19 protein-coding genes are annotated in these 26,377 nt (G+C 40.1%); 4 read left to right on the forward strand and 15 right to left on the reverse strand.

The window, feature by feature from the left end; genetic code table 11:
• Positions 1-4 precede the first annotated feature (4 nt).
• Positions 5-730 (forward strand): pyruvate formate-lyase-activating protein, encoded by a 726-nt coding sequence (gene pflA / locus HM131_RS18830; RefSeq protein WP_085031227.1) that lies wholly within the window; start codon positions 5-7, stop codon positions 728-730.
• A 631-nt stretch (positions 731-1,361) separates the two neighbouring features.
• On the opposite strand, the gene adhE is transcribed toward pflA, so the two are convergent.
• The 3 genes from adhE to rlmD all read right to left on the reverse strand — a co-directional run bounded on the left by adhE (position 1,362) and on the right by rlmD (position 6,056).
• On the reverse strand, positions 1,362-3,965 hold the full coding sequence (gene adhE, locus HM131_RS18835; protein WP_085031228.1) for a bifunctional acetaldehyde-CoA/alcohol dehydrogenase: 2,604 nt from the start codon (positions 3,963-3,965) through the stop codon (positions 1,362-1,364).
• A 65-nt stretch (positions 3,966-4,030) separates the two neighbouring features.
• Positions 4,031-4,258, reverse strand: coding sequence for a hypothetical protein (locus HM131_RS18840; protein ID WP_085031229.1), 228 nt, complete (start codon positions 4,256-4,258; stop codon positions 4,031-4,033).
• Positions 4,259-4,589: 331 nt separating this feature from the next.
• Positions 4,590-6,056, reverse strand: a complete 1,467-nt coding sequence (gene rlmD, locus HM131_RS18845; RefSeq protein ID WP_157130869.1) for a 23S rRNA (uracil(1939)-C(5))-methyltransferase RlmD — start codon at positions 6,054-6,056, stop codon at positions 4,590-4,592.
• A gap of 428 nt (positions 6,057-6,484) precedes the next feature.
• Between rlmD and HM131_RS18850 the strand changes: the two genes are divergently transcribed.
• The 3 genes from HM131_RS18850 (at position 6,485) to HM131_RS18860 (ending at position 8,531) form a co-directional block, all read left to right on the forward strand.
• A complete protein-coding gene (locus HM131_RS18850) occupies positions 6,485-7,051 on the forward strand; it encodes a hypothetical protein (RefSeq protein WP_085031230.1) in 567 nt (188 codons plus the stop codon).
• Entirely contained in the window at positions 7,048-7,338 is a 291-nt protein-coding gene (locus tag HM131_RS18855; RefSeq protein WP_085031231.1) for a hypothetical protein, read from the forward strand. The genes HM131_RS18850 and HM131_RS18855 overlap by 4 nt, the downstream gene beginning before the upstream one ends.
• Before the next feature lie 65 nt (positions 7,339-7,403).
• Positions 7,404-8,531 carry a toxic anion resistance protein gene (locus tag HM131_RS18860; RefSeq protein ID WP_085031232.1) on the forward strand — a complete coding sequence of 376 codons (1,128 nt, stop codon included), beginning with the start codon at positions 7,404-7,406 and terminating at the stop codon, positions 8,529-8,531.
• A gap of 199 nt (positions 8,532-8,730) precedes the next feature.
• Here the strand turns inward: HM131_RS18860 and betB are convergent, their stop codons facing one another.
• The 12 genes from betB to HM131_RS18920 form a co-directional block, all read right to left on the reverse strand.
• On the reverse strand, positions 8,731-10,197 hold the full coding sequence (gene betB, locus HM131_RS18865; RefSeq protein WP_085032126.1) for a betaine-aldehyde dehydrogenase: 1,467 nt from the start codon (positions 10,195-10,197) through the stop codon (positions 8,731-8,733).
• A gap of 193 nt (positions 10,198-10,390) precedes the next feature.
• Positions 10,391-11,398 (reverse strand): NAD(P)/FAD-dependent oxidoreductase, encoded by a 1,008-nt coding sequence (locus HM131_RS18870; RefSeq protein ID WP_085031233.1) that lies wholly within the window; start codon positions 11,396-11,398, stop codon positions 10,391-10,393.
• A gap of 29 nt (positions 11,399-11,427) precedes the next feature.
• Positions 11,428-11,790 (reverse strand): Rieske (2Fe-2S) protein, encoded by a 363-nt coding sequence (locus HM131_RS18875; RefSeq protein WP_232324824.1) that lies wholly within the window; start codon positions 11,788-11,790, stop codon positions 11,428-11,430.
• Positions 11,765-12,856 (reverse strand): amidohydrolase family protein, encoded by a 1,092-nt coding sequence (locus tag HM131_RS18880; protein ID WP_085031235.1) that lies wholly within the window; start codon positions 12,854-12,856, stop codon positions 11,765-11,767. Before HM131_RS18880 ends, HM131_RS18875 begins: the two co-directional genes overlap by 26 nt.
• A 1,001-nt stretch (positions 12,857-13,857) precedes the next feature.
• Positions 13,858-14,097 (reverse strand): MBL fold metallo-hydrolase, encoded by a 240-nt coding sequence (locus tag HM131_RS18885; protein ID WP_232324825.1) that lies wholly within the window; start codon positions 14,095-14,097, stop codon positions 13,858-13,860.
• Between the two features lie 703 nt (positions 14,098-14,800).
• Positions 14,801-17,968, reverse strand: a complete 3,168-nt coding sequence (locus HM131_RS18890; RefSeq protein ID WP_085031236.1) for a cellobiose phosphorylase — start codon at positions 17,966-17,968, stop codon at positions 14,801-14,803.
• A 203-nt stretch (positions 17,969-18,171) separates the two neighbouring features.
• On the reverse strand, positions 18,172-19,002 hold the full coding sequence (locus tag HM131_RS18895) for a carbohydrate ABC transporter permease (RefSeq protein WP_085031237.1): 831 nt from the start codon (positions 19,000-19,002) through the stop codon (positions 18,172-18,174).
• Entirely contained in the window at positions 18,962-19,948 is a 987-nt protein-coding gene (locus HM131_RS18900; protein WP_085032128.1) for a carbohydrate ABC transporter permease, read from the reverse strand. The genes HM131_RS18895 and HM131_RS18900 overlap by 41 nt, the downstream gene beginning before the upstream one ends.
• Positions 19,949-20,107: 159 nt before the next feature.
• On the reverse strand, positions 20,108-21,436 hold the full coding sequence (locus tag HM131_RS18905; protein WP_085031238.1) for an ABC transporter substrate-binding protein: 1,329 nt from the start codon (positions 21,434-21,436) through the stop codon (positions 20,108-20,110).
• A 124-nt stretch (positions 21,437-21,560) separates the two neighbouring features.
• Entirely contained in the window at positions 21,561-22,568 is a 1,008-nt protein-coding gene (locus tag HM131_RS18910; protein ID WP_085031239.1) for a LacI family DNA-binding transcriptional regulator, read from the reverse strand.
• A 384-nt stretch (positions 22,569-22,952) separates the two neighbouring features.
• A complete protein-coding gene (locus tag HM131_RS18915) occupies positions 22,953-24,491 on the reverse strand; it encodes a response regulator transcription factor (protein ID WP_085031240.1) in 1,539 nt (512 codons plus the stop codon).
• Positions 24,488-26,371 (reverse strand): sensor histidine kinase, encoded by a 1,884-nt coding sequence (locus HM131_RS18920; protein WP_085031241.1) that lies wholly within the window; start codon positions 26,369-26,371, stop codon positions 24,488-24,490. Before HM131_RS18920 ends, HM131_RS18915 begins: the two co-directional genes overlap by 4 nt.
• Positions 26,372-26,377: the final 6 nt, after the last annotated feature.

Below are 26,377 nucleotides of genomic sequence, written 5' to 3' on the forward strand. Positions count from 1 at the left end.
AAACATGAAAGGACGTATCCATTCTGTTGAAACTTGCGGAACGGTGGATGGACCGGGGTTACGGTATGTCATCTTTTTACAAGGGTGTCTCCTAAGGTGCCAATTCTGTCACAACCCAGATACTTGGAAAATCAACCAGGGTGAGGAAAAGACAGTAAAAGAGCTCGTTGATGACATTAAAGATTATATTCCTTATTTCCAAGCTTCAAATGGTGGGGTGACAGTAAGTGGAGGAGAACCTCTAATCCAAATAGAATTTTTAAGTGAGTTGTTCCGTGAGTTAAAAACGCTCGGAATCCATACGACGATTGATACGTCTGGAGGATGTTTTCATCGCTCTCCTCACTTTTTAAAACGCTTAGATGAACTTTTAGAGGTCACGGACTTGGTCTTACTGGATATCAAACATATCGATACCATTAAACACAAGGAGTTAACAGGGTTACCAAATGACCACATATTGGACTTTGCTACCTATTTGTCCGAAAAACACGTTCCTGTATGGATTCGACATGTTCTAGTCCCAACAATCAGTGACTACGATGAATATTTATATCCTTTAGCCCAGTTCATCAAGACTCTTTCAAACGTTGAAAAAATTGAAGTCCTTCCCTATCATCAGCTCGGCGTTTATAAGTGGCATAACTTAGGATTAGATTACAAACTTGAACACATTTCACCACCGACTGAAGAGAGAGTTCAACATGCTATGCACATACTGACACAGTAACTTTCCGCTATTTGCCACAACGTTATAATAAAAAACGAAACCCGTGCCCTCCCCCGACATTCGGAAAGAGATGGCACGGGTTTCACTACATGTAAGACGTTACTATGGCTTCCATTATCTATTAAGCTTTCCCGAACTTGCGACTGCTTTCACATGTGAAGTCTGAGGAAACATGCCCACTGCCCGCCCCCCTTCATTTACGTCATTATCCGTTCTTGGTAAAGTGGCTCAAATTTAGCGCATGTGTGCCCTACACAACTCGCTCAGGCTGTAGCTTGACCACGCTACATAGGAACGCTCTGTCACTCCTTCTTCCAGGTGGATGTACGATTACCTCATTGGAATGGCGAATGGAGTCGCAAACCGCACCTTTTCAACTCTAGTGCAATAACTTTACCAGCTTTTTGCGAAGCAACCAGAACGATCATAACCATTCCGCATTACTCCTCCATTATCGTTCACCCTTCACTCAGACTTTCATATCACTAGACTTGGCCTTATAGCCCTTTCGCCTAACGGGATTGATTTAATAGAGAAAGAGGCTTCTCAAAAGTTTTGTCAACTAATGAGACGCCTCTTCTAATCCTCACTCCATATAAGAGAACTTCGATTTACAGATAAAGCTTAGATGTTACACCCCTTTATACGCTTCGCGGTAAATCTGAGCTAATTCCGTTACAAGTGGAAGTTTTGGATTCGCCGTTGTACACTGGTCTTCAAATGCACGGTCTGCTAATACATCCAGTTTATCTTCAAACCCTTTTGCATCTACCCCATTTTCGGCTATACTCATCGGAATATGAAGCTCTTGCGCCAAGCGGATAATAGCTTGTACTAAACTTTCCACACCTTCTTCAGTTGTGCGTGCTGGTAAGCCCAGCATACGGGCAATTTCAGCGTAACGTAAGTCTGCTTTAAAATGCTCATACTTTGGAAAAGCTGCAAATTTCGTTGGTTTCATTGCATTGTATCGGACCACGTGCGGCATGAGTATAGCATTGGAACGGCCGTGAGCAATGTGGAACTCGGCACCTAATTTATGGGCTAAGCTGTGATTAATACCCAAGAATGCATTCGCAAAGGCCATTCCCGCAATGGTAGAGGCATTATGCATTTTCTCACGTGCTTCTTCATCCTTGTCCCCATTGCGGTAAGCTCTTGGAAGATACTCAAACACAAGTTGGATTGCTTTCATCGCAAGCCCATCTGTAAAATCGTTTGCCATATTAGACACGTAGGCTTCAATCGCATGGGTTAACACGTCCATACCCGTGTCTGCCGTAACCGTTTTCGGTACAGTCATCACAAACTGCGGATCAATGATGGCTACATCTGGTGTTAATTCGTAATCAGCTAATGGATATTTCACATTTTCTTCTTTATCCGTAATGACAGAGAAAGAAGTAACTTCTGATCCTGTACCAGATGTGGTAGGAATCGCTACGAACTGAGCCTTCAATCCCAATTCAGGGTACTTAAATACACGTTTCCGAATATCTAAGAATTTTTGCTTCAATCCGTTAAAATCTGTTTCAGGGCTTTCGTAAAAGAGCCACATTCCTTTGGCAGCATCCATCGCTGATCCTCCACCTAAAGCAATGATGACGTCTGGCTGAAATTGCTTCATCATTTCCGCTCCGCGCATCACGGTTTCACTAGATGGGTCCGGCTCTACATCAGAAAATATCTCACAATGTACATAATCTGGGCGTTTGCGTAGGTAGTGCAAGATTTTATCTACATACCCTAATTTCACCATACCCTCATCTGTAACAATAAAGGCTTTTGAAATCTTAGGCATTTTTGCTAAGTACTGAATAGAATTCTTTTCGAAGTAAATTTTAGGTGGTATCTTAAACCACTGCATGTTATTGGTTCTCGTCGCCATTTTCTTCACGTTGATTAAGTTTATGGCTCCTACATTGGTAGATACGGAGTTCCCACCGTATGTTCCGCACCCTAATGTTAAGGAAGGCATGTAAGCATTATAAATATCACCGATAGCTCCTTGAGAAGATGGTGCATTCACGATTAAACGCCCTGCTTTCATGCGTAGACCAAAGGAATCGATGACCTGCTGATCTGTAGAGTGAATAACGGCAGAGTGACCTACCCCTCCAAATTCAAGCATTTCTTCTGCTCTTTTTAAGCCTTCTTCTGTGGAGTTCACTTTATAACAGGCAAGCACTGGACTCAGCTTTTCTCTAGATAGAGGATATTTTGGACCCACACCCTTTAACTCTGCAACTAAGATTTTAGTATCTACCGGAACGGTTACCCCTGCTATTTGTGCGATTTCGAACGCTGGCTTCCCTACAATATCCGCGTTAACCGCACAAGAATTTTCATTGATGACTAGCTTTTCTACTTTTTCTTGCTCTTCCGAATTTAAGAAATAACACTTATTATCGATCATTTCTTGTTTGACCTGTTCATAGATTTCTTTATCAACAATGACCGCTTGCTCTGACGCACAAATCATTCCATTATCAAAAGTTTTGGAAAGAATTAAATCGTTCACAGATCGTTTGAGGTTTGCAGTTTTTTCAATATAACAAGGGACATTTCCTGGACCCACCCCAAGAGCCGGTTTCCCTGAACTATATGCGGATTTCACCATACCCGCTCCTCCTGTGGCTAAAATAAGAGACACACCCTCATGTTTCATAAGTCTTTGGGTGGCTTCTAAAGAAGGAGACTCGATCCATTGGACACAGTTTTCTGGGGCGCCAGCGCGAATAGCAGCATCTCTCACCACTCTCGCTGCCTCCTGACTGCACTTCTGAGCAGAAGGGTGAAACGCAAAGATAATCGGGTTCCCCGTTTTGATTGATATAATGGCTTTAAACATGGTTGTAGAAGTTGGGTTGGTAACAGGAGTGACGCCAGCTATGACTCCTACTGGTTCCGCAATCTCAACCATACCCTCTTGGCTAAGGTCATTAATCACACCAACGGTTTTATCATATTTAATATTGTGATAAATGTATTCAGTGGCAAATAGGTTTTTAATAATCTTATCTTCATACACGCCTCGTTTCGTCTCTTCTACCGCTAATTTAGCAAGTGGCATATGCTGATCTAATCCAGCAAGAGCCATCTCTTTCACAATGGTATTGATTTGTTGCTGATCCAATTCTTTCAATCCCGCTAACGCTCTTTTCGCATTACCCACCAGCGCATCAATCATTTCAGAGACCTTTTCCACCTTCATTTGCTTTTCTACCACTGCCATTATAATCACTCCTATGATATTGTGAAGTTTTTCACATGATTAATTATAAAAAAACAAATCCTATCCTATTCACAAACTGGATTTCGCGGAATTTTGACAAAAGAAACATCTTGGTAAATCCGTGCATTTTGTTTAACAATCACAACATAATTCGTAGTCCAGATATAGGAAGGTATTTCATCTCCATCCTTCATATCCATTGCATGAAACTCATCACCTATACTTTCTTCAAAAGCCTCCAGCGTGTAGGTTTCTGTATCAGTATTAAAGTCTTTCCATTCGCAAAGAATCATGATTATCACTCCTTGTTTCTTTTGATGAATTTATCATACCACTTGAGAACGCTTACCTTTTGTGAAACATTTCACAAATTCGTGAACAAAAATGCAAGAGAGATGTTCTGAACTAGAATATCACTAGATATCACATTTCTAATTATGAGTGTTATCCGTCTTCAGCAATTTCAGCTGAATTTTCATCATCAGCTAACCCACTAAGTGGTTTGCTCCGTCTTAAAGGCCTCTTGAGAGTTCTTAGAACTCTCAAGAGCTACTTTAATCTTTAAGATATCAATTCAACACATACTCGCTCATCATCTAAATCTTTACAGTAATCTTATGTTGACTACACCTTGCGTACTAGCTTCGCAACTGATTCTACGTGATAAGTCTGTGGAAACATATCCACCGGTTGAATTCCTTCAACGTTAAATCCGTTCTTGACCAAGTACTCTAAATCTCTCGCCTGCGTTTCCGGATTACAAGACACATATACGATTCGCTTCGGCTGAAGCTTCACCACGCTTGATAAGAATGCTTCGTCACTTCCGCTTCTCGGTGGATCCATAATCACAACATCGGCTTGCTCACCGCGCGCTGCCATCTCTACCATGAATTCTCCAGCATCACCCTGGTAGAACCGAGCATTCTTCACACCGTTACGCTTTGAATTCCGGATAGCATCTCGGACCGCATCTTTATTCGCCTCTACGCCGATCACCTTACCAGCTTTCCCACTGGCAACAAGACCAATCGTACCAATCCCGCAGTAGGCATCGATCACGGTTTCTTCTCCAGTCAGCCCGGCCATTTCAATCGCTTTTCCATACAACTTTTCCGTCTGGACAGGATTAATCTGATAAAAGGACTTTGATGAGATCTCAAATTCCAATCCGCACAAGGTGTCTGTAATCGTTCCCTTTCCGAACAGCACTTGCTCCTGATCGCCAAGAACAACGCTTGTATCCCGTTTGTTCACATTCAGAAGCATTGTTGTAATATCCGGGTGAGCCTGGCGCATAGTTTTTACAAATTTCTTTTTACCCTTAAACTCGGAGGAGGCTGCGACAAGTACCACCATGATTTCTCCACTGACTTTGCCAACTTTGATTAACACGTGCCGCAAGAACCCCTGTCTGGTGTCTTCGTTATACGGCTGCATTTTCGAGTTCTTCAAGTAGTCCTTAATGGTCTGCACAATTTCGTCCGCTTTTGGATCATGAATGAGACAGCGATCCATCGGAATAATTTCATGAGTATTTTGAGCATACAAACCGCCAATGACCTGACGATTATGATTCAGACCGAATGTCGTATGGCTCTTGTTCCGGTAATCATACGGATGATCCATCGTCAAAATCGGCTCAGGCTTTCCATACGGCTTCATCAGGGTATCTATCGTTTTCTGCTTGAAACGGGATTGCGCCTGATTGCTCATATGCTGAAGCTGGCATCCCCCGCACTCGTAGTAATACGGACACGGCGGGTCGACCCGTTCTTCTGCTGAAGAGATCACACGACTTAACTCCGCATGCACAGATCGCCCTTTTTGGAATATGTTCACCTCAGCCTTTTCCCCAGGCAGCAAAAGTGGTACTTCCAGCTGCTTCCCGTTCCACTGCACAATGCCTTTACCTTCATCGTTCAGTCCTGAGCAGGTCACCTCTGCGGTTATGGATTTCTGACTGCGTTTATGACCAAAGGTTTTCTTATGCTTTCCTTTAGATTGATTATATTGAGTTGAGTTCTGCTTTCCGGAGTGTTGATCAGCCCGGTGAGTTTTATTTTTGGACTTCTTCATTCGTTTACTCATAGGCACTTCCTGTCTTTCCTAATTTGCCTTCATTATAAACCACTCAAAACTGACGGTAAAACAAACAAAAGTAAAAGTTGTCTGAACAGTTTGGAGTAAGTAGTCTATTAAAAACAGAAAGCTTCTCAATAGCTCAGTGAACTACTGGGAAGCTTTCCTTATTTTGACCGGATTTTCTTATGGTATCCAATCAAAATCCAGTATGTGTAGGTTTAGAAGTAAAAATCCATAGAGAACAGGCTAACATTGATAAAAAGGGCGCCTCAAAGCTTCCTCTCCTTCCCATTCCAAAATGGCGACTATCTGTTTAGTCTGGTCGAGAGTACATGGCCATTTCTTATTATCAACCCCCGACTTGTGGTATTCTTGAAGTATCATAGAAACTTGTTGTTGCGGAAAAGAAAGGACTCAAAAGGGGCTGACGAAGCATGGAAAACTTCTACTCTTCAACGCTTGAAAATTTGGAAAGAACATTCATGCCGCATACCTCCGAATACCAACGCTACATCGATTTTCACACGATGAGAGAAATGAAGCAGGTGATCAAAGGGAAACGCCCTGTTTATTTCGATCTGCATATAAAAGAACTGGTAGAGATGAACATGAGATATATTTTGGATGGATTTTGGAACGGCGTCTTTTTCACCGCAGTTATTCCAACTTCCAACACCTTCAAGGCTACCATCGAGGTATACGGGAAGCCGCCGCAAATGCTGCTTGGCCGGTTTGAAATGGGAAAAGAAAAAAAGGCGTTTGCCCCTACGTTTTTGAAAGAAGAATTCACGAGAAGAAAAGGGCTCAGAGACACATTGCGTGGTTTTTCGAAGGTTTTATACACGTATCTGGATTCCTACGTGGAGCGCCGAGAAAGAGCCGGAGGAAAAACCTCTTCGGACACCCGGGAGAGGCGACCCTCGAAGGCTGGGACTTCCCCTTTCTTGAGAACCATCCTGAACTTCAAAAGGAGTGGGCGTCTTTTAAAAAACGGACAGTGAAACAATTTAGACGAATGGAAGAACTCGAAATCGAAGAACAATACGCCCTTGAGACGATGATCGACAAAGACGTTCCTAACTTCATCGATTCGTTTCAGCTATTGTCGGAGGCCAATAAAGAAAACCGGAAAAATGAACTGGTAGAGACGATGTATGATTTGCATAAATTCATCGAAACACTTGAGCGAAAAGAAGAAGAAAGTCATGCCCAGAATTTTGCCAGGAGCAAAGGGATTATTGCATCTAAGTATAACAAGGAAGACGAAAGCTTCTTCTCGCAGAAATAAAAAAATGTTTAGCAACCGAACTTTTTGTAGTTCTCAAAACCAACTAGTGACAGGGAGGTATGAACATGAGTGAAAATTCTTTGTATAAAGACAAAGAAGCTGAAATGAACCATCAGGATTTGAGAGAAGCGATAACTCTTATTGAAAAAGAAGATATCGACCGCTTGAACGAAGAGGCTGAAGCCTACGCGGGAAGGTTCGAATCTTCCAGGGATGACTCCTTTTCAAAAGTGATGAGAGAACTAGGGGACCTCGGAGAAAAGGAACAGCGCGTCGCCGGGGAGACGATGGAAACGTTAAAGCGTCCGGTAAACGCTCTCATGACCAAAGGCAATAATGACATTCCCGAAACGTTGAGTGAACTCGAGGTGATCGTGTCGGACCTTGATCCAAAACGCACCGAAGGCAATGCCGTGCAGAGGTTCTTCTATAAACTAAGCAAAAAGCAGCCCATCGACCGCTACTTAAAGAAGTATGAAACGGTCGACTCGAAGATTGATACGGTTGTTCGCAGTTTGCTTGCGGGTAAAGATCGCCTTGAAGAAGACAGCGTAGAATTGCAGCTTATCAAAGAAAACGCCCAGAAGCGTATTTATGACCTGGACAAGCAAATCTATCTTGGGAAGAAGCTGTTTGAGCTTTTGAAAGAAAAGGAAGCTACGGGCGAATACGATGTGGCACTTCTTACAGAAGGAAAAGAGAAGATCATTACACGTACGAGAAACATGACACAGATGAAGAGTGTGTTGCATCAGAGTATTTCTTCTGTGGATATAATTAAGAAAAACAATGAAAAGTTGAAGGAATCGATTCGTAATGCGGTTACGCTGACGAAGAATATTATTACCGTCTCCGCTTCGATTCAGCTGGCTTTGAATAATCAGAGGAAAGTGATTGACACGGTGAATGGTGTCAATAAAGCGACCGAGGAGATGCTACTCTCAAACTCCAGGAATCTAAGGGAAAATGCGGAAGAGACGACACAAATGATGGAGAATCCGGCAATCAGTATGGAAGCTCTACAGGAATCTTTCGATAACGTATTCGAAGCCCTTAAAACGACAGAGCAGTCGTCCGAGCGGATCATCGCTTCGAGTGAACAGTTCATTGAAGAGATGGATGCTTTAAACGAAAACGTTCGAAAAAAATTATCCCAGACGGGTAGTCATACAAGAGGAGCGCTTCGTGACTGAAACGCTCTTTTGTATGTGGAGATTTAAAAACACTATTTTTTAATTCACTTTGTGCCACATTAAAATAATCCTGTTTCCCTGAGATCATTGTGTTCGAATCACAAATCTTTTTATTTGAAAACAAAATTTTAGAGAAAGCCTTCGGTCTAGCTTCAATATTGGAAGAACCAGAAACTTATTTAGAATTTAATTTTAATATTTAAAACCAATTCAAAGGACTTGGATTTGTATTTTCAAATACATGCTTCACTTCTGTATATTCTTCAAGCCCTTGTTTGCCAAGCTCACGACCGATTCCTGATGACTTATACCCTCCCCATGGAGCCTGGGCAAAATATGGATGAAAATCATTGATCCACACCGTCCCCATACGTAATTCTTTTGCTACTCTTTCGGCCTTCCGTATATCATTTGTCCATACCGCTCCAGCTAATCCATACTTAGAATCGTTAGCTAAGTCTACGGCTTGTTTTGCTGTACTAAATGATTCTATTGTCAGAATAGGACCAAAGGTTTCTTCTTGAACAATTTTCATGGAAGACGTACAGTTTGTGAAGATCGTAGGCTCGAAGAAGAAGCCTTGATTGAGTGCTTTGGATTCAGGACGTTTCCCTCCAACCACAAGTCTAGCACCTTCTTGAACACCTATCTGTACATAGTTTTCCACTTTTTCAAGATGTTTTTTTGAAATAAGTGGCCCTGACTGTGTATAGTCATCAACCCCATTTCCAAGCCTAATTTTTTTGGTTCGTTCAACTAAAGCCTTAACGAACTCATCGTGAATCGTATCTTGAACTAGCAGCCGAGAGCCTGCTGAGCAAACTTGGCCAGCGTGGAAGAAGACGGCATTTAACGCTTGGTCTACGGCTGTTGCAAAGTCTGTGTCATCAAATACGATATTCGGGTTTTTTCCACCCAGCTCCAAGGCAATTCTCTTAATATTCCCTGCAGCCGCCGCCATGACTTTTCGCCCTGTTTCTATTCCACCAGTAAACGATATAAGATCAACATCATGGCTTTCGGCAAGCAGCTGTCCTGTTTTAGCCCCAGCTCCTAATACTAGGTTCACTACCCCCTCAGGAACACCAGCTTCTTCGATGAGTTCTACTACTTTAATCGTTGTTAAAGGAGTGATTTCACTCGGTTTGATGACAATGGTGTTCCCTGCTGCAAGAGCCGGTGCTAATTTCCAAGAAGCTTGTAAAAGTGGGTAGTTCCAGGGTGTGATTTGTCCACAAACACCTACAGGCTCACGAACGACTTTACTTTTGGAATCAGGTAGCGGGGACTCGATCATTTCGCCGCCATCTTTATCGGCTAGACCGCCATAGTAACGAAATACTTCAGCAATATCTTTCATATCGTCCAAGCTTTCCAGCAATGTTTTACCTGAATCCAAAGTTTCGAGTTCAGCCAGCTCTTGTTGATCACGATCAATTAACTTAGCCACTTTTAATACAAGTTTTCCCCTTTCATTTGCAGGGGTATGGCGCCAGTTCCCACTATCAAAAGTTTTTCTGGCAGCATCGATCGCTGACTGTGTGTCTGTTTCATCCCCTTCCGGAACTTCTGCAATCGGTTCCTGATTGAATGGATTGATAATTGTACGGATTTGACCATTTGTAGAGGGTACCCATTCACCCTTGATGTACATATTTTTCTTAATCATTTTCTTTTTCCCCCTTTAAAAACCATAAATCAAAATACTAGGTTTCCGGCATAAAGAATCCGAGAGACAATTACTGGATGAATATCGTAAAGCCTCTACTCCATAGTTAAGTTTGAGAATAGTGAGCGATGAAATTTATAAATAAAATCTTTCTCTAGGTCGGTCCATCCAGCCTTGAAAAACAATAAAATTATTCTCCACCTAAGACTCTTGTACTGTGAGGAGGCTGAACCCTTGTATTCGGATCAATATAATGTTTCGCTTGACTAATCGCCGTAGGGGCTTCACCAAAACCTGTTGCAATCAGCTTTACTTTCCCGTCATAAGTGGTAATATCACCGGCGGCATAGATTCCGAGGATATTGGTCTCCATTTTTTGATTGACAACTATGGAGTTTTTTTCAATTTCTAGCCCCCACTCTTTGATAGCACCGAGACTTGATAAAAAGCCGTGGTTGACAATCAAGGAATCTATTTTAAGATTCTCTGATTTTTCCCCTTTGGTTTCTTTTAATACAACTGATTCTATTTGATCTTTGGTACCAACCAGATCATCAATCGCCATCGGAGTTTTGATTTTCACGTTTGTCTCTTTTAGTTGATTGATACTATGCTCATGTGCTCTGAACTGATTGCGCCGATGAACGAGAGTCGTTTCTTCAGCGACCTCTGAAAGCATAAGTGCCCAGTCCACAGCTGAGTCTCCCCCTCCGGAAATGCATACCCGTTGACCTTTGTGCGCTTGCAGGTCAGTGATAGAATAGAAGAGATTCTTCCCTTCATATTTATCGGCTGAGGCATGTTTCAGACGGCGTGGTTGAAAGGCTCCTGCACCACTTGTAATCAATACAGTCTTTGCATAATGAACGGCTATAGTCGTCGTAACCTTAAAAAGATGTTCCTCAAGTTTTTCTACAATTTTAACGTTTTCTTCAAGGCACATAGCTGGGGAAAACTGGTTTGCTTGTTCCTCTAACTGGTGTACTAGATCTTTCGCTCGTATCTTCGGAGATCCAGCCACATCATAAATATATTTTTCGGGGTATAGGGCCATCAATTGACCACCCGGCCGTGGTAGACTGTCGATGACCTTCACTGACATTTCTCTCATTCCTCCGTAGAAAGCCGCAAATAAGCCAGTAGGACCTCCGCCAATAATAATCACGTCAGAGATATTTTGATGTTGATTGCTATTCATTATTATCACCTTCTTGAAAGATTTTTTGCCTATTTATAAATAATGACCTCTACACCTTCGACCCGTACTTTAAAGCTAGGGAGTTTTTTATCAGGGTTGGCCAGCATTCTTCCTTCGTTTTTTATATCAAATTCTCTTCCATGCCAAGGACAGCGAAGGATTTCACCTTTATGGCAGTAATGGTATTCCCCAGGCTTACTGTGCTCCGTAGTAGCTCCACACATCATCCCTTTATCAAGGGGGGCGCCCTGGTGGTTACACTGATTCATAAAGGCGTAGAACTCGCCATCTGGTGTACGGCAAATTAAGACATTTTGCTTCCCAAAAAAGGATTCCATCATTTCACCTGGCTGGATATCCGTTGTTTTACAAACGACTTGTTCCTTCATCATATCGCTCCCTTGAGTTCGGTATTTTCGGATAAAATTTTTTGGCGTTTTCTCCGTAAATTTTCTCTTTTAATTCCCGATCCAAATTCGGTAATGCCCTGTGAGGTGAATCATAGTCCCAGTGTGGATAGTCCGTTGCGAAACAAATCATTTCATCTGTCCCCATTTGCTCCAGAAGTGACATAAAATCTTTTTTACTCAATTCTTCTGAAGGCTGGGTACAGAAACGAACATGCTTTTTCATAATGTCACTTGGCTTTCTTTTCAGCCATGGAACTTCATGACGCAAATCCCTGAATTGCTGATCCATTTTCCACATCATGTGAGGGATGAACGTGAAGCCACCTTCAATCATCATAAGCCCTAGGTTAGGGAACTTTTCAAACACACCGTTAAAAATCATATTGGTGACTTGTTTCATATGGGCTGTGGGGATTAAGGTATGCCACTCGATAAAGTATCTTGGCCATTTCCCATAATAGACGGGCGGTTCGTTATGGTGCATACCAATCATCAAATTGTGCTTCTCAGCCGCTTCAAAAACAGGATGATAGTACGGATCTCCCCACATGATGTCATCAATAGGAAGTAAAACTTGTACCATCTTAGGATGTGAGCCTACTCTTTCGATCTCTCTCACGGCTTCGTCACGGTCCTGAGCAGCAACATGAACAGACCCATATAAACGCTCATCCTTTTCTAACCACTTATCAATTTGCCAGTCATTATAGGCTGAAGCTAGAGCAGCTGCCATCTCGTACCAGCCATGCATCGAGGAAGGGGATGGGTCTAGAGCACCTGTCAAAATACCAAATTTATGGCCGACATCATCGAGAAGCTGTTCTTGCATGAATGATAAATCGGATCCGGCAGGTCTACCGTCGGGTATAACTGCATCAGCTCGATCCACCCCTGCAACGGAAGGTTGTGTATAAGGCATATGTTTCTCCTGAATCCAATGGCAATTTTGAATGTAATGTTTGAACGGCTCATCAAGATACTCAAGAAGCTCTTGATATTGGACTCGTTCATGTATATCTGTATCAACTAATGGAATTTTCTTAGGCAAAGTTATTTCCTCCTTTAGACTATTTCGCTTAAGAAAAATTTATCAGTGATTACGTAAAGCTCCAAACTCACTGAGAGCGAGTGAGTACCACTCAGTGAACTCAGTTCGTCTCAGTAACGATCAGTGACGATCAGTGATAGTTTTTTACTTCGGGCATGTCAAGTGCTGTTATTTGGTGCGTATGTAAAAAAGGAACTTCCATAAAAGGAAGTCCCTCATTCCATTAAAACTACTTTATTCTATTCATTAGCAAATAAAGATTAAATATCCCTGGTCAAAAGCCCTTCACTATAAATAAAAAAAGCCTCCCTTAGGAATTATTATCTTAAGAGAGACTTTTTAGATAGTTGTAGACTTCTAACTAAAGAAATCCAAAGAAATAATTTGTAAGGTTACAAAACCCTATCGTATCAGAGGTTAGGACGTTATTACATCATGCCAACCATTCAATCGGCTAATTAATAGGACAATATTAAGATCCGTAGAACCTTATAATCATAAGATTTCCGTTAGCAAATAAGTTTATTAACCATAATAAGTTTTAATACTTTATGAACAGTATCCAGTCAAAAAAATCATCTCCTAGATTTCATACTATAAGAAAATGGACCTTTAACCGTTTGGTCTAATATTTGTGACGGGTTCCACCTTGTAGATTATTAATACGATCTTCAGATTCCCTTTACCCTTACAGGGAATCATTATTATCCTTTATTCGAAGACTTTTTTTAAAAAATAGACATTCCTCATATGTAATGGTCCCCCTTAAACGGAAGACTTGATTTCGAGATATCCTTCAGTGATAGTAACCGCATCTTTAAGTAACGCTTAAGTTACTTAAAGAATCAGTTAGACCTCTTATACTGTCATTTTATTCGTTTTTTTATGTTCGGAAAATTTTGTAGTCTCTATAACTCCAAATATATCAAAAGTCTTTACATTAGATGTTCAGTTTACCTTCAATACAAGTTACTGCATGACCACCGGTTAAGATTTTATCGTTATCCCCTATAATTCTTTTGAAAGTGAAAATTGCCTCCTACATGATCACTGTGATAATGGGTATTTACAATTAGGTGTAATGCTTTTGGTGAAACGCCCTCTTCTTTCAATAATTGTTCTGTTTCTTTCACATCGCTACCAAAGCCAGTATCAATAAGGATTGGGTACTCATCTTTAATAAGTACCATGTTTGCGCTTGGAAATTTTCTTTCAAAGAAAATAATACCGGATTCGTTCATAGGATCTACCTCCATAGACTAAGCATAAGTTTAGTATCTACGTTTAAGAAGGATGCTTAAAGCTTTTATGGTATTTACACAATTCAAGAACAGAGGTGCCTCTGCTTTGACTTGAGCAATTGTATATACTTTTATCTTAAAGAACTGTATCATATTTTTCCATTATCTTGAATTCAAGTATTCTAGATCATTGCCTTGTACTTGAAGACTCAGTTTCGAGATAATCGTCCTGTCACTTATAACAATTATTCCAAAGTTATTGGGAGAGATTGGCAATTGGACTTTTTATGTAGTTATAATTAAAATGACTGCTACCTTTTAAAAGAAAAGCCTCTCAAGAGTTTATATACTCTTGAGAGGCTTGTAAATTTAGTAAACGATTTTTAAAACCAGTCAATATCCAGTCAAATTGTCATCAAACCCCTTTGATGAAAGGGGGTTGGGCGCTATCACATCATGCCGCCCATTCTTTAGTAACTGAAATACTTATATATGGCTTACAAACACCTAAATAATCGGTGCTTAAACCTTTAGCACATGTTTAAATTTAAATAAAACATCAATATTTATGAACAACATCCAGTCAGAATCCAATCGTACCAAAGATTATGAATTCCACATTATAATAGTGTACGTTACCTAAGAAATTACTTTGGAAATATCTCATTTGTTATGGATATCCATATAGTCAGGGAGGAATGACTTAATTTAAAATTGCCTCAATTCTCTTAAACGCACGGTCTCGAACTTTACCAGCCCATTCACCTTGAATTTTCTGCCCGTCTATGACGATAGATCCTTCTTCATCATGGAGGATATACCGAACGATAGATGCTCCTTTGTGTCCAAAGGTTGGCTTTCGGTTTTGATTATAATAAGTCACTTCAATCTCTCCGAGGAATGTAAAAGTCAGTTGATTCTGTTCATCAAACAGCCATTCTGGTAGAAGAGGTTGGAGCTTTAAGGTTAATTCATTGTCTTCTACTACAAACATTTCTTTTCCGGTCATCATCATCTGCCACATGGATAAAAACTCAGCCGTTGTCCCGCTTAAACGAGCTACAAACCCTCTTCCATGCATACTTTCATCAGGATTGACACTACTTGCGATAAACGATGAATTCTCTAACGTACTTCTTCCATAAACGGAAGGATCCATAAATGGAGGCAGTATAGTCTTTAAATCTTTGAAAAAGTCTTCATATAAACCAGCATTCAGTAAGCTTAATAAATACTTGAATTCCATATGCATAAACACAGATTCCCGCTCCAGCCATCCAGGCGTAAATGCTCTCGCTCTTCCCACTTCATAACTCATTTCATCTAATGAAGTGGATGTTTTATACATGTGTAGTTTTTGATCGTAAAGGCCCGATTGTTGAACAAACTGATGAAGTTCTGCTGCTAATTCAGGGCTCATTCCTTTTAGTGCTCTTGCCGGCCCTTCTAAGAAGTGAGGAAGTACATGAACATCAAAGGATTTTACATTTACAAGAGGATATCCTTTTTCGTTTTTCATCACTTGTCCTTCGTCATCCCGTTTCACTTCATATTGAGAAGCGTCATAATAGAAGTAGGTCGGAACTAAACCTCCTCCTAAGTCCTTTGCTTCTTCAATTCCAGCATCTACTTTTGCCATAAAGAGTTGAAGCATTTCCTGAACAGCAGCAGCTGTTAGAACTTCTTCTCTTCCATCCAGTCCGTCCTTAATGACTGCTCGATAAGACTCTCTTGCTGTGGAAACTGCATCCCAATATTCAAAGGAGGTAAGGTTTTGATGTAATGCCGTTTTTACTTCCTGTACCAATGTAAAGACTTCAACGGGCAATATCGTCTCTTCTTCAATTTCACACTCCATCATAAATTGAAGCAACCGTTTCAGTTCTACTGTTTCACTCATGCCTGAACCAAAAATACACGGTAATCCATTCATGGAATCATTCCATCCTGGCTTATTCGCTTCCATTTCAATCCCCATACCATAAGGATCTAAGGTTGCGAATTTAAGAAGGGCTAATGAAAACAATTTTGCAAATAACGTACTTTCATACACATTGCCTTCCTTTGTCCTCAGCCAGTTATCAGCTTTAGAGCCTTGCAATTCTATTACAGCTCCATACTGCCGAACCTTCTTACCGGACAATACATATTTTTCTGATCGAGGTTTTATCAGGACAGGGCTATAAAAGTAACGATAAGAACGATCCTTACATAACAGGGTCTGCTTTTGGTCTGGGAATACTTTTAGGAAGTTTTTAATTAAATCCAAATTATAGGTCCAATGATCAATCCAGTATCCTTCTCCAAACTCTGCATCAATTTCCTGTTCACTATGAGATAATACGGCACGTAAAAATTCTTCAGGTGAGACAGTTAAACGTATGTTTCGATCAACAATCGACTGCACAATAACTCCTGGTGTAAACGACCCTTCTAACTGTTTCTTCATATAATTGACATCTTCCTCACGGGTGAACAGGCTTTCCAACCATGAGAGATTTTCTTTTTCAATAAGTTCAAAATAAGACCCTTTAACGACTAACGGGTTATACCCGTCCGCCTGGACTAAACTCATAAACAGTTTTATATTGTAATCGCCCACTTCCGGTTTGAAGAAAATATCATTCCGTCGGTTTTGATTCACATCTCTAAAGTTTCCGTTTCCTTGAGAGAAGAATTCCGGTAACACAGAAAAGAAGTTATAATCTCTTTCAAGATCCCCGTGTTTCCTAGAATAGACATAATAGAGAAATGGCTCTTTCTCATTTTCTAATAAAACTGGGTATCCGCCACGCAGCACATTATCTAAGTAACTTTGCTTCGTATAACCATCAAACAAGTCGTTTCCGGTTTTGGTATGAATATCACTTGTCAATTCGTCTACCAGGTGTTGAGCTTCCTTGTATTTTTCATCAAAATACGCGGCAGAAGCCACTTCTTCCCGCTTATCGTGAATAATATCAAGGTCATTGACATGCCCGATCATCGTTCGTAAAACGGATGATTGATGAGGAGAAAGCTGAACTTCATAAGCTGAAAAACCACACGGTACTTTATTTGCTGTTATCTGTTCCTTTTGTAAGAGTTCAGAAACAGAGTGAGATTCAAATCGGTCCGGAAAGCGCAGGGACGTATTTTCACCAAAGAGAATTGAAGCATCGACAATCGGCTTCAATAGGGAGCCATCTTCGGCAAAGCTGGTATAAAAATGCCCTTTGGTTATCTCCTCTACTTCAGATGTATCCCCAGTTGAAGAGCGGACACGGTAATAAGGGATGTTATTATGTAAATTGAACACATCCATCCAGCTTTTCAAGGTGTTTCCAACTGCCTTATAGGCAGCATCTTCAATCCCAAAAGGCAGGATGGCAGGCAGGCCATCCACGATTTCGATACTTAATTCCTCTTCGGAAATATTCTCTATTTCCACTTTACGCATAAGAGACGCATAATTTTCATGCGGCAATGTGAAGTAGGTTACGGTCGTTTGAATGCCGCATTCTTCATTACGTTCCTTTACAATAAGTTCATTTTCCTTAATGAACATCGTTCGCTTCACTTTTCTCTTCGAACCATCATTAAAAGGTTCAAATAAAAATGAATCATCCTTACGTTGAATTTTTATGAATGTACGGAACCCATTTGTTGATACACGCTCATAAGCCTGATTTGCTGGGTAAAATTCTGTGATCGCATTGTTTTTATCCTTGACTCCAAAGCTCACCATCCCTTGACCTCTATTAACATAGAAGGCCCACATAGGTACCCCGTATAAACCAGCCAGTCCTGGTAAAAAGCTTGAGAACGTCTTAGCCTGATCAAAATCTTCAATTACAAAATACTTTTTATCATTAAATGCATAATTCACCATGCATAAGCACTCCTTTTTAAAACTATCAATCAAACTCCGAAAGTAAACTGCCCCTGCATAGGAAAGGAAGGAGAAAGTTCTTCTCCCTCCTCCTTGCTTTTTCAACGAAATCGATTTCGATAGTTTCCATACTTATATTGATTTTCATAGAATTTTCAGCACCCCGGTTTCGGCTGAAAGGATAAAACCTTAAACAAACGACTTTATCCTTTAACAGATCCTGCGGAAATACTGGTAATAATATATTTAGAGAAGAATAGGAACGCAATCATAATCGGTACAACAGAAATGGCAATTCCGAGATACAACGACCCTAGATTTTGCGCTACTGGAGAACCCTTCAAGAAGCCCATTAAGACTGGTAACGTGTACTTCTCCGGAGAGAAAATTACAACCAAAGGCAGAATATAGTTGTTCCATGAACCGATAAAAGTAAAGATTGACATCGTGGCAACCGCAGGCATCATGATTGGAAGAGCAATGGTATGGAAGATTTTAAGTTCACCCGCTCCATCCATACGGGCCGCCTCCAGCAAGGAAGAATGCAGGGTGGATGCAAGATATTGTCTTAAGAAAAATACAACAAATGGACTGGCTATTGCAGGCACGATCAGCGGGATAAAGGTATCTAAGAACCCAAGTGTCTTGTTCAACTCATAGAAACCAATAAGCCCTAACTGCCCGGGAACCATCATCATCAAAAGCATAAAGATAAATAGTTTATTTTTTCCTTTGAAGTTATACACTGCGAAACCAAAAGCTGTTAATGCTGAAAAATACCCACTCAATATAGTAACCGTAATAGAGACGAAAAGACTGTTTTTGAATCCTGCCCAAATATTGACGTAACTCATCATATTTTTATAGTTTTCCACTAGTTCACTGCCCGGAATAAAGGAAAACCCCATAATGATGTCTTTTGTCTCTCGTGTGGCATTGATGATCATCATGTAAAATGGAACAAAGCTAATAATCGCTAATAGAGTTAAGAGACTATATATAAGTGTTTTGTTTAGCAACTTTTTCTTGAACATTTACATTCCCTCTCTTCTTCGCAACTTTGCTTTTACGTTTCTCCGCTTTAGCCACAGCTTTTTCCCCAGCGGCTTCCCGGTACATGGATTTAAAGGTGATGGCAGAGAAGACCACCGTAATCAAGAACAACATATAAGCAATCGTTGCTGCATAGCCATAATTGTTGTAACGGAACGCTTGATTATAAAGATACAGAACCATCGTATTTAAAGCGCCATCAGGATTTCCCAGGCCATCCGTCAAGAGCATCGGTAAGTCAAACAATTGCAGCCCGCCGATAAGAGAAGTAATCATCACATACAACATGATCGGTTTCAGCAATGGCAAAGTGATATACATGAACGTTTGCATCCGGTTAGCCCCATCAATCAAAGCTGCTTCATAATACTCTTTGGAAATACCAGATACTCCTGCCATTAATACGATAAAGGTGTAACCAAACCACATCCACGTTAAAATCAGGGAAACGGATACTTGAGCCGTAAATGGCTGGTTCAGCCAGTTAATCGGCTCACCAATCAACCCTATTTTTAATAAGAATTGGTTGATCGAACCGTAATGCCAATCAAGCATAATGTTAAATAAAATCGCAACAGAACTTATCGTAATTAAGTTCGGAAGGTAAAAGATCGCCCGGAAGAAACCAAGGCCCTTGATACGAAAACGAAGGTCTGAGAATAAAGCAGCTAAAAATAGTGCAATCCCCAATTGAAGAGCAAAGTTCAGCCCCCATATTTTCCACGTGTTTACAAACGCTTCTAGAAAATAAGTGTCTGTCAGGATCCGGGCATAGTTGGCTAAGCCGATAAACTCCGGTGCACCATACCCTTCATAATGAGTAAAAGTATAGTAAAAAGTTAAAAGAACAGGGTAAATATTGAACACAAGGAAAATTACAAAGAATGGAGCGATAAAATAATAGCCTTTATGATCTAACTTCTTCACCATGTACACCTTCTTTCTTTATGCTGAAAAGAAGACAAGCCCATCCCCTATGAAGGAGATGGCAAGCTCCCTTCCTTCTCTTTCTATCACCTTTCGTGACCTACACGTAGTATGAAAGAAAGAGGGGATAGAAACACTAGATTTCTATCCTTTTATTATTTATTTCGGTGTTTTTATATTTGGATACGCATTTTCAACGGCTTTGTAAAATTCTTGAATCGCTTCTTCTTTTGTCAGCTTACCGTCTACATATTCCGTAACTTTTGAGCCAAGCAGCGTATCAATCTGCTGATCATACTCTGTCACGATACCAGGTTCAATTTTCTTCGCTTCTTCTAAGAAGAATTCATAGTTGTTTTGTCCACCTAGGAATTCCTCGCTGAAGTCATCTTTGATCTTGTTGGTAACAGGAAGGTAAGACAAGACATCCCCTGTATCTTTAGCCCAATCTGTTAAGAACTCTTCATCATGTGTCATCATTTTCACGAAATCCCAAGCCAGGTCCTTCTTCTTAGAACCGCTGTAAACACCTAACCAAGTTCCACCCCAGAAATAAGGGGATGGACCAGTTGTAACTGCCCAATCGCCAGCTGTATCTTCTGCATTCAATTTAAGTACACTGTGTAACCCCCATGTCGGAAGAGCATAAGAGAATACTTCCGTTTTTTCTCCTGAAGCATTTTCATCCACTTCTTCCCATCCGCCGTTATAAGCAATCGGTCCATTCATAGAAGCAAGCCAAGACGGGGACCATTCAGGTGCAAAGGCTGTATAATCTTTTTCACGAAGCTTCTTCGCTTGATCAAAATAATTCAATTTTGCCTCTGTCATGATTAATTCATCATTTTCATTCACCCAAGGCTGCGGGTCTTCACTCTTAGCGAACCAACGAATAGATCCTTCATCCGGGAATAAGCGGTAACCTTCTGCTTTTAACTTTTCTCCCACTTCAAACATCTTGTCCCAGGAAGACATCATGCCTCCAACTTCTTTTGGATCGTCTGTACCTAATACTTCCTTAGCGATGCTGCGACGATAGAAAATACCGCCTGGTGTCGTCTGCCATGACAATGCTTTAACATTTCCTTCTGAATCCTTACCTAAGTCATAAACGTAAGGAACGTAATCTTCGCTCCATTCATCTGCGTTATATGGATCAGCTGATAAGTTTTCCCAATAATCACGTTCGATCCACTGCTTCAAGAAAGCAATTTCACCAGTAAATACATCCGGTGCACCAACTCCACTTTCCAAAACCGGTTTCAGTTTGGTAGGGTAATCAGCAATGGGAATGATGGTTAACTCTACTTTGACCCCATTTTTCTCTTCGAACGTTTTAATTGGCTCCTGCAATTCATCAGTAAAGGACCAAACTTTTAATACATCATCTGAGTCTTTACCACTGTTGGAAGAAGCGGAATTTGAACATCCTGCGATTACTCCAGCAAGCAAAACCAGGGTAAGGACTAAACCTAAGATTCTTTTCATGTATCTTACCTCCTAAATAATATAAAAAATAATCTATAAAGACGGTGACTTCTATGTGCCTGAATCGGTTTCAGTTTTAGTAAAGTTCAATTGTAACGAAACCGGTTTCAATTTTGAGTAAAATTTAAATACTTCTGCATGAACTTCTAATCATCAGTTCGACTGGAACAACAACACTCTCTACATTTTTCTTCCTTGTATTGATTTGACTGAGCAGCAGCTCTCCTGACTTTTCGCCAATCAAATCGGTTTGCTGGCGGAGAGTGGTTAAGGATGGATGGAACATCTTCGAAAGTTCAATATCATCAAACCCAATGATTGAATAATTGTCCGGTACTCCAAACCCAGCCTCACGAATAGCTTCCATAGCTCCAATAGCCAGGTTATCCCCTGCTGCATATATAGCTGAAGGCGGGTTTTTCAGTGCTAACAGCTTCTTCATAGCTTCATATCCACTATCTCTTGAGAAGAACTCTCCATCCACAATGTAATCCTTTGGCACCGGTAATTTGAGTTTCTTCATAGCCTCTGCATATCCCTTTAACCGTTGTTTACCGGCAAACGTCGTTGAGTGCCCCGCAATGTGCGCAATTTTCCGATGTCCCAATGAGTGTAAATACTGAACTGCCTCAAAACTACCGCGAACGTTGTCTGAGTAGACCACACAAGATTTGTCACTCTTCAGATCAATGACGACAGATGGCAGCCTGCTGTTGATCAACTCCTGTACTTGTTCGTCTTCGTAGGTCGAGCTGACAATAACAACACCATCTACACCACGATACTTAAAGTAATCCAGATAACTCTTCTGCTTGTTGCTTATGCTTCTTGAAGCAAAAAGCAAGTCGTACCCTTGGACTTCTACATGCTGCCTGAAACTCTCAATCACGGCGTTAAAAAATGGGTGTTTCATCCCAATCCCTAACGATTCAATAAAAACGACACCAATGATCCATGATTTCTTAGTAATTAAAGATCGCGCATGGGAGTTTGGCAGATATCCCAGTTCCTCCACAGCCTCCAGTATTTTTTTCTTGGTCTTTAAATTGACATCTTCATAATTGTTTAACACTTTGGAAACCGTTGCAGGCGAAAATCCTGTTGCCTTTGCAATGTGGTAAATCGTTACCATATTTGAACACCTCTTGTGCTTCGAAAGCACGATTCGTAAGAGAGAAAAACAAAATGAAAACCCTTACAATGATAAGTAAAAAAATATGGCTTTCAGTTCTTACTTCTCTTCAGAAAACTGCTCTAACCTTCCCCTCACCCTCCTGACTTGTTTGATTAACCGCTTACAAACTTATTGTAATCGACTTAATCTGTTATTATAATGAACTGAATTTTACATAAGGTGACAGATTTTTAGGTTTATGAAAGATTCGTAGAAAAAAAGGGTATAGAACTTAATTTAAGAATCATCTGACCTATAAGCCTCTCTTTTAGAAAAGTTGTGATCTATATCCTAAGAAGAGCACAAAAAAATGCTTGTGTCATGAACACAAGCATAGGATACTCAGGAAAGAGTCCTTTCGGTATATAATTTTTCTCGGTATTCTTTAGGAGAAACTCCCTCCAAATCACGAAAAACTCTCGAAAATTGTTTGGAATTACCGAATCCCACCAATTCGCTTACCTCAAAGATTTTATGGTTAGAGTCAGATAATAACTTCTTAGCCTTTTCGATACGAACCTTTTTCAAGTAATCCACGAAATTATTCCCTGTATAGTCTTTGAAGGCATGACTGAAATAAGAGTAGTTCAATGAGACATAGTTCGAAACCACGGCCATATTCAAATCCTTATGAGCGTTCTCATGGATGAATTCAATGGCCTTATCCATGATATTTTCTCCAGAATAAACGCTTTTCATCTCTTTCATATATTCGTGGAGACGTATGGTCAAATTTTCAACTGCGTAAAAATAGTCATAAACGCTCTCAAAATTGGACATATCTCCAACCTTGTCATAAAGTTTAAAAACTTCTATGGATTCCATCCCTATCTGGTTAAAAGCCTGATCAAAAAGAACCCTATTAATAGCCTCATTTAGTCGTTCTAAACAGGAGATTTTACATTCTTTCATCTCTTCTATATTAAAGATGTTTAATAACGATGATCGGATTTCATCGTTACGATTTGTTCCTAACATATTGAAAATCTTTTGAATCAATTGTTTGTTAACTATGGTTCCATCTTCTTTTTTAGCCTTTACTTGTTCATATGTGAGGATTGTTTGATGAGGAAAGATAAATCGATAAACTAATGCTTCATTCGCCTGTTCATAGGCCTCAACTAATTTTCCCATTGAAACATGCTTGTCACTAATGCCGACCCCTAAATGACTGGCTATGTCGAATTGATTGTCTTCAAAAACAACATAGAGTCCTTCTAGGCATTCGGTAAATACAACAAGGTTTTCATAACTATCCACGAAACATAGGGAAACATCGTCATACTTCTGAATCTGCTTCACGATGTGTTGAAAGAAATTGTCCTTGGTTAGGGTGCTTTTGTTACTCTTTAATTGAAAAATTCCAGCATAGAAACCGGAAGAATACTGATGCAGTTGAAACTTTCGCACAGCTTCTTCTACTTTTTTTTCATTCATTTTTGGATTGAGTAACATATAATTCAATTGGTTGACCAGATACTCATCCTCATCTTTCTGTATAGATAGCTTAGCATCCAGCTTATCTTTAGCTTTGTTAATCAACGCAAACAATTCATTGCGATCCACAGGTTTCAGCAAATAATCCATCACTTGAAATTGAATGGCCTGCTTGGCATACGAAAAATCATCATACCCGCTCAAGATGATAACGAACGGGGGTATTTCTATTCCTTGCAATTCTTCTATGAGTTGAATTCCATCCATATGCGGCATTTTTATATCGGTAATGACGAGGTCAATAGGATTATTTCGACATAATTCTAAAGCTTCTATACCATCTGATGCAAGCATGATGTCCGTCTCTGTAAACTTCCTTTCAATCATAGCTTTTATACCTAAGCGGATCATTCGTTCATCATCTACAACTACAACCTTCATCATGCTGATAAACCTCCCCCTCCTTCAATAACTAAACAAGGTATGGTGACGATCACCTCTGTGTAATGCCCTTCTTTACTATTTATAGTCAACCCATATTCCTTACCATAATACAACTGTACACGTTCATGTACGTTGTAAAGGCCAATTCCACTTCCTGTCTTCATTCGCTTCGATGTCTCAGCCACGTCTGTTCCTTCCAATAAAGAGACCCTTAAATTTTGAAGGACTTCAGGATCCATCCCGTCCCCATTGTCTGAGAGGACTACTTTTATGTCATTTCCTTCAGTATAAGCCTGGATTGATATGATCCCTTTTCTCTCGTGTAAGATATGCTGCAACCCATGCTTAACTGAATTCTCCACAATAGGCTGGAAACTCATCTTCAGAACATCCTGCCCTTCCAAATCAGGTGGAATATCTATCTGTAGATCTAAACTATGATCTAAGCGTATATTCATCAGATCGATGTAGTTTCGTATATGATTGACTTCTTCCTGTAAGGATACAAAGTCTTTTTTCCATTTTAGATTGTAACGCATCATTTCTCCTAATGATGTTAATGCGTCAGATATATCATATTTCCCATCAATCTCAGCCATCATTTTTATATTCTCTAAGGTGTTATAGAGAAAGTGTGAGTCAATCTGCATCTTCAAAGCATGTAGCTCTGCTTCTTTAGTGGCCGCTTCTTTATTGACTGATTCTGCAATTAACGTATTAATCTTACTTAGCATATTGCGATAATGACTGGATAACCTGCCAATTTCATCACTCCCCTGGATATCTACATCAACTGTAAAATCCCCCTTCTCCACTTTTTTCATGGATTCGATTAGAAGGTGGAGTTTTTTTAGTATTAACGAGACTAATCCGTGGGTGATGAAGGAAAGGAGAACAATTAACGAAAAGGCCCCCAGGATGATAATCATTCGAAGTTGATCTCTTTCCAAGAAGATTTCTTCTAATGATCTCACTTGCATCAGGTGAATGCCTAAATCCTCTACATAGGAAGATACGACCAGAAACGGAACGTCTTCCTTTGAGAACATCATCGTTTGATTCATCTCACCTGAATTTTTCTGATAAAACTTCTCCTTCAATTCCTTTGGGCTCACTTTAATATCATTTAATAGTGACTGGGTCTGTTCGAAATGAAGAGATTTTTTACCATCCAGGACAAACAGTTGCGACTCCTTGTTTTCCACATTGTTAAACACTTTTGGGAAGAACTTTTCTAATAGCATCGTAATTTCAACCATGGCTAAATGCTTATCTTTTGGGTATTCCAGTTCTCGGTATAATGATATTTTTTGAGGCTCTTGAAGATTCTCATTGCCTTCACTAGCGACCTCACTTTGTTGATTCAACCTCCACATCTCTGTACCCTCGTATTCGAGAAGGTCCCTATACCAATCCGAACTTTCGATCCGCCGTTCATCATAAATGATCGGCCACATTTCTTTCACTTTCTCATTAGCCGCATAAACATTTATATCTTCAATGGCAGGATTATTATATTTCAACTGTAAAACATCAGAAAACGTACCTCTTTTAAAATTCAGGAGTTCTTTTACTTCATGCTCTTCTTTCTGGCTGATAAATTCGGTAAGCTCTTGATTGGCGACCACAATTTGAGCTGTCCGACGGATCTTTTCCTTGTTCTCTTCGATGTTCATTTTTTCTAGTTCTACTATGTATTCACTTTCTCTTTTCGCATCATAAATCGATGTTTCAAATCTATTCTTAGAAATATTCCAAGTGAAGATAAGGATGGGAATTAAGATAATTACTAGATATAAAACCACCAATTTTTTATGGAGGGAAAGTTCATTAATCCACCCCCCTGTCCTTTTGAAGATTTTCTTCCATTTCAAACCCATGTCCTT

The sequence above is a fragment of the Halobacillus mangrovi genome, assembly GCF_002097535.1.
GTDB classification, from domain to species: Bacteria; Bacillota; Bacilli; order Bacillales; family Halobacillaceae; genus Halobacillus; species Halobacillus mangrovi_A.